At 60.2% G+C, this 9,859-nt stretch carries 10 protein-coding genes; 6 read left to right on the top strand and 4 right to left on the bottom strand.

Annotated elements, in window-relative coordinates:
- Positions 1-63: 63 nt before the first annotated feature.
- Positions 64-1,905 (bottom strand): potassium transporter Kup, encoded by a 1,842-nt coding sequence (locus AC27VU_RS16075; protein ID WP_400497827.1) that lies wholly within the window; start codon positions 1,903-1,905, stop codon positions 64-66.
- A 350-nt stretch (positions 1,906-2,255) separates the two neighbouring features.
- On the opposite strand from AC27VU_RS16075, the gene rimO reads away from it, so the two are divergent.
- The 5 genes from rimO (at position 2,256) to tsaA (ending at position 6,610) form a co-directional block, all read left to right on the top strand.
- On the top strand, positions 2,256-3,593 hold the full coding sequence (gene rimO / locus AC27VU_RS16070) for a 30S ribosomal protein S12 methylthiotransferase RimO (protein WP_003222282.1): 1,338 nt from the start codon (positions 2,256-2,258) through the stop codon (positions 3,591-3,593).
- Between the two features lie 219 nt (positions 3,594-3,812).
- Entirely contained in the window at positions 3,813-4,286 is a 474-nt protein-coding gene (locus AC27VU_RS16065) for a GNAT family N-acetyltransferase (protein WP_003222281.1), read from the top strand.
- Positions 4,287-4,475: 189 nt separating this feature from the next.
- Positions 4,476-5,186: an rRNA pseudouridine synthase gene (locus AC27VU_RS16060; protein WP_488724426.1), complete on the top strand. Its 711-nt coding sequence runs from the start codon at positions 4,476-4,478 to the stop codon at positions 5,184-5,186.
- A gap of 72 nt (positions 5,187-5,258) precedes the next feature.
- Positions 5,259-5,726 (top strand): YehS family protein, encoded by a 468-nt coding sequence (locus AC27VU_RS16055; RefSeq protein WP_003222279.1) that lies wholly within the window; start codon positions 5,259-5,261, stop codon positions 5,724-5,726.
- 185 nt (positions 5,727-5,911) lie between these two features.
- Positions 5,912-6,610, top strand: coding sequence for a tRNA (N6-threonylcarbamoyladenosine(37)-N6)-methyltransferase TrmO (gene tsaA, locus AC27VU_RS16050; RefSeq protein ID WP_488724425.1), 699 nt, complete (start codon positions 5,912-5,914; stop codon positions 6,608-6,610).
- A 171-nt stretch (positions 6,611-6,781) separates the two neighbouring features.
- On the opposite strand, the gene fpr is transcribed toward tsaA, so the two are convergent.
- Complete coding sequence (gene fpr / locus AC27VU_RS16045; RefSeq protein WP_003222277.1) at positions 6,782-7,561, bottom strand: ferredoxin-NADP reductase; 780 nt, start codon at positions 7,559-7,561, stop codon at positions 6,782-6,784.
- Positions 7,562-7,694: 133 nt separating this feature from the next.
- Here fpr and AC27VU_RS16040 point away from each other — a divergent pair, with 133 nt between their 5' ends.
- Complete coding sequence (locus tag AC27VU_RS16040) at positions 7,695-8,621, top strand: LysR family transcriptional regulator (RefSeq protein ID WP_027611091.1); 927 nt, start codon at positions 7,695-7,697, stop codon at positions 8,619-8,621.
- Here AC27VU_RS16040 and AC27VU_RS16035 read toward each other — a convergent pair.
- Positions 8,618-8,980: a diacylglycerol kinase gene (locus AC27VU_RS16035; RefSeq protein ID WP_003222276.1), complete on the bottom strand. Its 363-nt coding sequence runs from the start codon at positions 8,978-8,980 to the stop codon at positions 8,618-8,620. The genes AC27VU_RS16040 and AC27VU_RS16035 overlap by 4 nt on opposite strands.
- A 74-nt stretch (positions 8,981-9,054) precedes the next feature.
- Positions 9,055-9,705: a response regulator transcription factor ErdR gene (erdR, locus tag AC27VU_RS16030; RefSeq protein ID WP_003222275.1), complete on the bottom strand. Its 651-nt coding sequence runs from the start codon at positions 9,703-9,705 to the stop codon at positions 9,055-9,057.
- Positions 9,706-9,859 lie beyond the last annotated feature (154 nt).

Raw genomic sequence — 9,859 nt, 5'->3', positions numbered from 1 at the left:
TGAAGCACAAAAAAGCCCCCGCCAGCTACAAGGCTGACGGGGGCTTTTGAGTTGGGGCGTGGCCTACATTTCCACCTGCGTCCCCAACTCAATCACCCGGTTGAGCGGCAGATTGAAGAAGCGCAAATTGCCGTTGGCATTCTTCAACATGAATGCGAACAGCGCCTCGCGCCAGCGGGCCATGCCTTCGAGTTTCGAGGCGATCACCGTTTCGCGGCTGAGGAAGTAGGTGGTGCGCATCGGGCTGAAGTCCAGATCATCCAGATGGCACAGTTTCAGCGCCTGCGGCACGTCCGGCTCGTCGGTGAAGCCGAAGTGCAGGATCACCCGGAAGAAGCCTTCGCCGTAGGAGTCCACCTCAAAGCGGCGTGCCGGCGGCACGCGCGGGATGTCTTCGTAAACCACGGTCAGCAGCACCACTTGCTCGTGCAACACCTGGTTGTGCAGCAGGTTGTGCAACAACGCGTGCGGCACGGCGTCGGAGCGCGCGGTGAGGAACACCGCGGTGCCCTGCACACGGTGCGGTGGTTGTACACGGATGCTGCTGATGAAGATCGGCAGCGGCAGCGCGCCTTCGTCCAGGCGATCGACCAGCAGCTCCTTGCCGCGTTTCCAGGTGGTCATCAGGATGAACAACACGATCCCCGCCAGCACCGGGAAGGCACCGCCCTGAATGATCTTCGGCACGTTGGCCGCGAAGAACATGCCATCGACCAGCAGGAAACCAAGCAGAATCGGCACCGCCAGCAGCGGTGGCCATTTCCACAGCAGCAGGATCACCGCTGCCACCAGAATACTGGTGATCAGCATGGTGCCCGTCACTGCCACGCCGTAGGCAGACGCCAATGCGCCGGAAGACTCGAAACCGATCACCAGCAGGATCACGCCGACCATCAGCGCCCAGTTCACTGCACCGATGTAAATCTGCCCCTGTTCAGCACTGGACGTGTGCTGAATGTGCATGCGCGGGATGTAACCGAGCTGGATGGCCTGCCGGGTCAACGAGAACGCGCCGGAAATCACCGCTTGCGAAGCAATCACCGTGGCCAGGGTCGCCAGCACCACCAGCGGTACCAGTGCCCAGTTCGGCGCCAGCAGGTAGAACGGGTTACGCGCCGCTTCCGGGTTTTCCAGGAGCAATGCGCCCTGACCGAAGTAGTTCAGCACCAACGCCGGCAGCACCAGCACCAGCCAGGCACGGGCAATCGGCTTGCGCCCGAAGTGGCCCATGTCGGCATACAGGGCTTCAGCACCGGTCAGCGCGAGCACCACCGCACCGAGAATCGCCACACCCATGCCCGGGTGAACCATGAAGAAACGCACGCCCCAGATCGGGTTCAGTGCATTCAAGACTTCAGGGTGCCTGACGATCCCGCTGACACCCAGCCCACCCAGCACCAGGAACCACACGACCATCACCGGGCCAAACAGCTTGCCGATGCGATCGGTGCCGTGCTTCTGGATCAGGAACAGTGCGACCAGGACCACCAGTGCCATCGGCACCACCCAGCGCTCCAGGCCATCGAACGCCAACTCCAGACCTTCAACCGCGGACAACACGGAGATGGCCGGGGTGATCATGCTGTCGCCGTAAAACAGCGCGGCGCCGATCAACCCCAGAATCACCAGCACGGCCTGCAACCTGGGATAGCGGCTGGATGCACGTCGCGCCAGGGCGGTCAGCGCCATGATCCCCCCCTCACCCTGGTTGTCGGCCCGCAGGACGAACAACACGTACTTGATCGTCACGACCCAGATCAGCGACCAGAAAATCAACGCCAGAATCCCGAAGACTCCGTCGTGGTTGACCGGCACCCCATAGTGACCGGCAAAAACTTCTTTGAGGGTGTACAACGGGCTCGTGCCGATGTCGCCGTAAACCACCCCGACTGCCGCGACCAGCATGCTCAGCGGTTTTGCAGCCGAATGCTCGGCGCCCGCCGCCTGACTACTTGCCTGACCCATCCAACACTCCTACTTCTCAGAACCGGCTTCTTTGAATGAAGCACTATGCTTTGTGGTGCAGCATGCGCTGTTTTACCTGTTGTTACAGACGTTTTGTTGACTGTAAAAAATTGGTAAAGCTCAACGGCGCGAAGCATAGCGCAGCACTCGTCGTATTTCCCTGCATAAAGCTGGTCAAGTGCGTTGCTCATCGCTAGAATTGCGCACTTTTTGATCAGAGGCGCACTTCAAGCGCCCGTCCGTCAGCTTCCACACCAGGCAAGCGACGTCACAAAACACCGAGGTTAGACATGTCCACCACTCCTGCGCCGGCCAATCCAAAGGTTGGCTTCGTATCTCTGGGTTGCCCGAAAGCACTGGTCGACTCCGAGCGCATCCTGACCCAGCTGCGCATGGAAGGCTATGACGTGGTGTCCACCTATCAGGATGCCGACGTGGTGGTGGTCAACACCTGCGGCTTCATCGACTCGGCCAAGGCTGAGTCGCTGGAAGTGATCGGTGAAGCGATCAAGGAAAACGGCAAGGTGATCGTCACCGGTTGCATGGGCGTGGAAGAAGGCAATATCCGCGACGTACACCCGAGCGTGCTGGCCGTGACCGGTCCGCAGCAATACGAGCAAGTGGTCAACGCCGTGCACGAAGTCGTGCCACCGCGTCAGGATCACAACCCGCTGATCGACCTGGTGCCGCCGCAAGGCATCAAGCTGACCCCGCGTCACTACGCCTACCTGAAGATTTCCGAAGGCTGCAACCACAGCTGCAGCTTCTGCATCATCCCGTCGATGCGCGGCAAACTGGTCAGCCGTCCGGTGGGTGATGTGCTCGACGAAGCCCAGCGCTTGGTCAAATCCGGCGTCAAAGAGCTGCTGGTGATCTCGCAAGACACCAGCGCCTACGGCGTCGACGTGAAATACCGCACCGGTTTCTGGAACGGCGCGCCGGTGAAAACCCGCATGACCGAACTCTGCGAAGCGCTGAGCACCTTGGGCGTGTGGGTCCGTCTGCACTACGTTTACCCGTACCCGCACGTCGACGAGTTGATCCCGCTGATGGCCGCCGGCAAGATCCTGCCGTACCTGGACATCCCGTTCCAGCACGCCAGCCCGAAAGTGCTGAAGGCGATGAAACGCCCGGCGTTCGAAGACAAGACCCTGGCGCGGATCAAGAACTGGCGCGAGATCTGTCCGGATCTGATCATCCGTTCGACCTTCATCGTCGGCTTCCCGGGCGAAACCGAAGAAGACTTCCAGTACCTGCTGAACTGGCTGACCGAAGCCCAGCTCGACCGCGTCGGCTGCTTCCAGTATTCGCCGGTCGATGGCGCGCCCGCCAATGACCTGGACCTGGAAGTGGTGCCGGACGACGTCAAACAAGACCGTTGGGAGCGCTTCATGGCGCACCAGCAGGCGATCAGCTCGGCGCGCCTGCAAATGCGCATCGGCCGCGAGATCGAAGTGCTGGTGGACGAAGTCGACGAGCAAGGCGCCGTCGGCCGCTGCTTCTTCGATGCCCCGGAAATCGACGGCAACGTATTCATCGACAACGGCAGCAATCTCAAGCCGGGCGACAAGGTCTGGTGCAAGGTGACTGACGCTGACGAATACGACCTGTGGGCTGAGCAGATCTAAGCACCACAAAATACCTGTGGGAGCGGGCTTGCTCGCGAAGGCGGTGTATCAGTCCCTGAATATGCCGACGGATACACTGCTTTCGCGAGCACGCCCGCTCCCACAGGGGATAGTCGTGTCATCAAAAGCCTCGCTCTTTTTTACGAGATGCGGGGCTTTTTTACGGCTATCGTTTACCGGGGGAAGGACTCCCTTGAAACGAACAAGAGGCCATCAGGCATGCGTCAGCATTCGGTCATTCACACGCCGAAACTCAGCGATTATCAGGAACTGACCCGGGTCTGGGAGGCCTCGGTCCGCGCGACCCATGATTTTCTGCCGGACAGCTACATCGAGTTGCTGCGCAATCTGGTGCTCACCCGTTATCTGGACGCGGTGATGCTGATCTGCACCAAAGACCATCAGCAGCGCATCACCGGATTCGCCGGGGTGGCGGCGGGCAAGATCGAAATGCTGTTTATCGATCCCGCGCACCGTGGCCAGGGGCTGGGCAAGCAATTGCTGAACTACGCCATGCAACATCTGAATGCCGATGAACTGGACGTCAACGAACAGAACCCGCAAGCGCTGGGGTTTTACTTCAAGCAGGGCTTTGAAGTGATCGGCCGGTCGGAAGTGGATGGCATGGGTCAGCCGTATCCGCTGCTGCATATGCGCTTGCGGCAGAATCAGCAGCGCTCGAAACATGCCTGACACACCGTAGAACCCTTGTAGGAGTGAGCCTGCTCGCGATAGCGCCGGACCAGCCGACATCAATGCTGAATGTTAGACGGCAATCGCGAGCAGGCTCACTCCTACAAAAAACCACCTACCGAAATGGAACCGGGCTTAACCGGCGCCAGGCAGGTACAATGCTCACCCCTTTTTTGTTACGGCCCTGTCATGACTGACCCGATTCGCCTCTCCAAACGCCTCATCGAACTGGTCGGTTGCTCCCGCCGGGAGGCCGAGCTGTTCATCGAGGGCGGCTGGGTCACCGTGGACGGCGAAGTGATCGACGAACCGCAATTCAAGGTCGGCGACCAGAAGGTCGAGCTCGACAAGGACGCCCAGGCCACCGCGCCGGAGCCGGTGACCATTCTGCTCAACGTACCGGCCGGCATGGACGTCGACACCGCCATGCAATCGCTCAGCGCCGACACCCTCAGCGACGAGCACCGCTACGGTAAACGCCCGCTGCGCGGCCACTTCCTGCGCCTGACGGCCAGCGCCGATCTGCAGCCGAAGTCCAGCGGTCTGCTGGTGTTTACCCAAGACTGGAAAGTACTGCGCAAACTGACTGCCGACGCGGCCAAGATCGAGCAGGAATACGTGGTTGAAGTCGAAGGCGACATGGTTGCCCACGGCCTCAATCGCCTGCAGCACGGTCTCACCCACAAGGGCAAGGAGCTGCCGCCGGTCAAGGCCAGCTGGCAGAACGAAAACCGCCTGCGCTTCGCCATGAAGAACCCGCAGCCGGGGATCATCGCCCAGTTCTGTGAAGCGGTTGGCCTGAAGGTCGTCGGCATTCGTCGCATCCGCATCGGCGGCGTCTCGATCGGCAAGGTTCCGCTCGGCCAATGGCGCTACCTGTCCGGCAAAGAGAAGTTCTAAAGCCTCTGTTGCCGCCACACATTCCGGCAGCGTGCCTGCGCGTTGCCCACAACGATTATCAGGATTACCCACATGATTCATAACGACGTATTGCGCAGCGTGCGCTACATGCTCGACATCAGCGACAAGAAAGTCATCGAGATCATCAAGCTCGGCGGCCTGGACGTGGAGCTGAAAGACGTCGTCGCGTACCTCGACAAGAAAGAAGAAGACGAAGAAGGCTTTGTACGCTGCCCGGACGAAGTCATGGCGCACTTCCTCGACGGTCTGGTGGTGTTCAAGCGTGGCAAGGACGAAAGCCGTCCGCCGCAGCCGATCGAAGTGCCGGTGACCAACAACATCATCCTGAAGAAGCTGCGCGTGGCCTTCGAACTCAAAGAGGACGACATGCACGCGATCCTCAAGGCTGCCGAGTTTCCGGTCTCCAAGCCTGAGCTGAGCGCACTGTTCCGCAAGGTCGGCCACACCAACTACCGCCCGTGCGGCGACCAGTTGCTGCGCAACTTCCTCAAGGGCCTGACCCTGCGCGTTCGCGGCTGATCACCGCCACAAGCTCTGAATCGGCGGCGCGGCCTTCGCGAGCAAGCCCGCTCCCACAGGTTTTGTGGCTGACACAAAACCGGACTCCACTCGAGATCCCTGTGGGAGCGGGCTTGCTCGCGAAGGCGTCGGCCCGGCCACCTCGGGTTATCATCCCCACCCCGCTCCCACCTCGACTCCAGACCATGACTTACAACGTCTCCCCCATCGGCTTCGTGCGTTCCTGTTTCAAGGAAAAGTTCGCCATCCCGCGCCAGCCGCAATTGGCCCCCGCTGCCCGTGGCGTGCTGGAGCTGGTGGCGCCGTTCGATCAGGGGGACGCCGTGCAAGGGCTGGAGCAGGTCAGCCATGTCTGGCTGTTGTTCCTGTTTCATCAGGCGCTGGAAGAAAAGCCGCGCCTGAAGGTGCGGCCACCGCGTCTGGGCGGTAACAAGTCCATGGGCGTGTTCGCCACCCGTGCGACCCACCGGCCCAATGGCATCGGGCAATCGGTGGTGAAGCTGGACAAAGTCGAGGCCCATCGGCTGTTCATCTCGGGGATCGATTTGCTCGACGGCACACCGATTCTCGATATCAAACCCTACGTGCCTTACGCCGATATCATCGCTGACGCCTCCAACAGCATCGCCAGCGCTGCGCCACAGCTGATTGACGTGCAGTGGACGGACGCTGCACTGCAACAGGCGCACGGCCATGCTCAGCGCCTTGGCGAGCCTCTGGTCGAGTTGATCGAGCAGTGCCTGGCGCAGGATCCGCGTCCGGCGTACCAGACGCCGACACCGGAGCGCGAATACGGTGCGCAGTTCTGGGATCTGGACGTGCGCTGGCATTACCCGACGCCGGAGCAGATTTGCGTGCTGGAAGTGATCCCGGCCTCGGCGTAAACCCCGGAAACGAAAAAGCCCGCGCTGCCTTCTCAGGCAACGCGGGCTTTTCTGTGTAGCACAAAACCATTGTGGGAGCGGGCTTGCTCGCGAAAGCGGTGCGCCATTCAACATTGACGTCGACTGACAGCCCCCCTTCGCGAGCAAGCCCGCTCCCACAGGTATTGCGTGTTACTTCTCGACGAATGCACGCTCGATCAGGTAGTCACCCGGCTCCCGCATACGCGCCGAGATCTTCAGGCCGAAGCTGTCGAGCACTTCGCTGGTCTCGTCGAGCATGCTCGGGCTGCCGCAGATCATTGCGCGGTCGTCCTGCGGGTTGATCGGTGGCAGACCGATGTCGCTGAACAGCTTGCCGCTGCGCATCAGGTCGGTCAGACGGCCCTGGTTCTCGAACGGCTCGCGGGTCACGGTCGGGTAGTAGATCAGCTTGTCACGCAGCGCTTCACCGAAGAACTCGTTCTGCGGCAGGTGCTCGGTGATGAATTCGCGGTAGGCGACTTCGTTGACGTAGCGTACGCCGTGCACCAGGATCACTTTCTCAAAGCGCTCGTAGGTTTCCGGGTCCTGGATCACGCTCATGAATGGCGCCAGACCCGTGCCGGTGCTCAGCAGATACAGATGCTTGCCCGGGTTCAGGTCGTCGAGCACCAGGGTGCCGGTAGGCTTCTTCGAGATGATGATCTCGTCGCCTTCCTTCAAGTGCTGCAGCTGCGAGGTCAGCGGACCATCAGGCACTTTGATGCTAAAGAACTCGAGATGCTCTTCCCAGTTCGGGCTGGCGATCGAGTAAGCGCGCATAAGCGGGCGGCCGTTTGGCTGTTGCAGGCCGATCATCACGAACTGACCGTTCTCGAAGCGCAGGCCCGGATCGCGGGTGCACTTGAAGCTGAACAGAGTGTCGTTCCAGTGATGAACACTGAGGACACGCTCGTGGTTCATGTTGCTCATGTACGTGGGACTCCTGGATATTGGGTCTGCGCTCGCCTTTGCGGCCGACAGTGCGCAATTGCAACGCATTCTAATAGCGACGACAATATCTGTTAACTGGATTATTAAGATAAGGGTTATCGGTTATATCGATATGCGATTTACTCTTCGTCAACTGCAAGTCTTCGTCGCCGTCGCCCAGCAGGAAAGCGTATCCCGTGCTGCGGGTCTGCTCAACCTCTCGCAATCGGCGGCGAGCACCTCGATCACCGAACTGGAGCGCCAGTCCAGCTGCCAGCTGTTCGACCGCGCCGGCAAACGGCTGAGCCTCAACGCCCTCGGCAAACAGTTGCTGCCGCAAGCGGTGGCACTGCTCGACCAGTCCAAGGAAATCGAAGACCTGCTCAACGGCAAATCCGGTTTCGGCTCACTGTCGGTGGGCGCCACCCTGACCATCGGCAATTACCTGGCGACGCTGTTGATCGGCGGTTTCATGCAGCGCCATCCGGAAAGCCAGGTGAAGCTGCATGTACAGAACACTGCCAATATCGTGCATCAAGTCGCCCACTACGAAATTGATCTGGGTCTAATCGAGGGCGACTGCAGCCATCCGGACATCGAAGTGCAGAGCTGGGTCGAAGATGAACTGGTGGTGTTTTGCGCTCCGCAGCATCCGCTGGCCAAACGCGGCAGCGCGACCATGGAAGAGTTGACGCACGAGGCGTGGATTCTGCGCGAACAGGGTTCCGGCACGCGCCTGACCTTCGACCAGGCCATGCGTCATCATCGCAGTGCGCTGAATATCCGTCTGGAGCTGGAACACACCGAAGCGATCAAACGCGCGGTGGAATCGGGGCTGGGGATTGGCTGTATTTCGCGGCTGGCGCTGCGTGATGCCTTTCGGCGCGGCAGTCTGGTGGCGGTGGAAACGCCGGATCTGGACCTGGCGCGGCAGTTTTACTTCATCTGGCACAAGCAAAAGTACCAGACCTCGGCCATGCGCGAGTTTCTCGAACTGTGCCGCGCCTTCACCGCCGGGGTGCAGCGCAGCGACGAGATCGTCTTGCCGAGTATCGCTTAGAGCAGAATCACCGCCCATACCAGGGCAATCATGCTCAGGGCCACGAATTGCGCGGCGCTGCCCATGTCCTTGGCGTTCTTCGACAGTGGGTGCAGTTCCAGCGAAATGCGGTCAATGGCCGCTTCCACCGCCGAATTCAGCAACTCGACGATCAGCGCCAGCAGGCAAACGGCGATCAACAGCGCCTGTTCGACGCGACTGACATTCAGGAAGAACGTCAGCGGAATCAGCACCACATTGAGCAGGACCAGTTGGCGAAATGCCGCTTCACCGGTGAAGGCGGCGCGCAGACCGTCCAGCGAGTAGCCGGATGCGTTGAGGATGCGTTTCAGGCCGGTCTGGCCCTTGAAAGGTGACATAACGTAAAAACCAACCAGAAGGGAGTGGGAAAGCTAGAGCAACAAAAGTCAAAAAAGCGTGAAGACGCCAGCCATTATTGGCTCGGAATTGACTCAAGTTGTTGCAGAAGTAAGGCCGCCTGTGTCCGGGTGCGCACGTTCAACTTGCGAAAGATCGCCGTGACGTGAGCCTTGATGGTCGCTTCGGAGACGTTCAGCTCGTAGGCAATCTGCTTGTTCAGCAGGCCCTCACAGACCATGGTCAATACGCGGAACTGCTGCGGCGTAAGGCTGGCGAGGCCGTCGCTGGCGGCTTTGGCTTCGGCGGAGACGCTGACCGCCTCGAAGGCCTGTGGTGGCCAGAACACGTCGCCATCGAGCACTTTGCGCACGGCTTGCTGAATCACGCTCAGATCGCTGGACTTGGGGATGAAGCCACTGGCGCCGAACTCGCGGGATTTGACCATCACCGAGGCTTCTTCTTGCGCCGAGACCATTACCACCGGGATCTGCGGGTACTGTCCCCGCAGCAGCACCAGTCCGGAAAATCCATAGGCACCGGGCATGTTCAAGTCCAGCAGGACCAGATCCCAGTCAGCCTTTTCGGTCAGGCGGGTTTCCAGTTCGGCGATGCTCGCCACTTCCACCAGCCTCACATCCGGGCCGAGTCCCAGGGTTACTGCTTGATGCAGCGCGCTACGAAACAGCGGGTGATCATCGGCAATCAGGATTTCGTATGTGGCCATTTTTCAAAATGATCCTGTTTTTGATGGCAGGCCCGGTGTATTCGGGCCTGGCCAAGGCAACTCAAGATGCCGCTACCAAAGCGGTATCCACAAGGGCACGTTCAACGCCAATCACAAGCAAACACGGCGTTTCAAACCTTGGCCGCACCCTAAT

The organism is Pseudomonas sp. 14P5.3.2 (genome assembly GCF_057799175.1).
The sequence above is the reverse complement of the archived record's forward strand: the minus strand, read 5'-3'. Positions and strand labels throughout refer to the sequence as shown.

Bases quoted from the DNA above. Each gene is read 5' to 3' on its own strand.
- AC27VU_RS16075 (WP_400497827.1), bottom strand. From the start codon at position 1,905: ATGCTGGTCGCGGCAGTCGGGGTGGTTTACGGCGACATCGGCACGAGC.
- AC27VU_RS16060 (WP_488724426.1), top strand. From the start codon at position 4,476: ATGACTGACCCGATTCGCCTCTCCAAACGCCTCATCGAACTGGTCGGT.
- AC27VU_RS16040 (WP_027611091.1), top strand. From the start codon at position 7,695: ATGCGATTTACTCTTCGTCAACTGCAAGTCTTCGTCGCCGTCGCCCAG.
- rimO (WP_003222282.1), top strand. From the start codon at position 2,256: ATGTCCACCACTCCTGCGCCGGCCAATCCAAAGGTTGGCTTCGTATCT.
- AC27VU_RS16065 (WP_003222281.1), top strand. From the start codon at position 3,813: ATGCGTCAGCATTCGGTCATTCACACGCCGAAACTCAGCGATTATCAG.
- AC27VU_RS16055 (WP_003222279.1), top strand. From the start codon at position 5,259: ATGATTCATAACGACGTATTGCGCAGCGTGCGCTACATGCTCGACATC.
- fpr (WP_003222277.1), bottom strand. From the start codon at position 7,561: ATGAGCAACATGAACCACGAGCGTGTCCTCAGTGTTCATCACTGGAAC.
- erdR (WP_003222275.1), bottom strand. From the start codon at position 9,705: ATGGCCACATACGAAATCCTGATTGCCGATGATCACCCGCTGTTTCGT.
- tsaA (WP_488724425.1), top strand. From the start codon at position 5,912: ATGACTTACAACGTCTCCCCCATCGGCTTCGTGCGTTCCTGTTTCAAG.
- AC27VU_RS16035 (WP_003222276.1), bottom strand. From the start codon at position 8,980: ATGTCACCTTTCAAGGGCCAGACCGGCCTGAAACGCATCCTCAACGCA.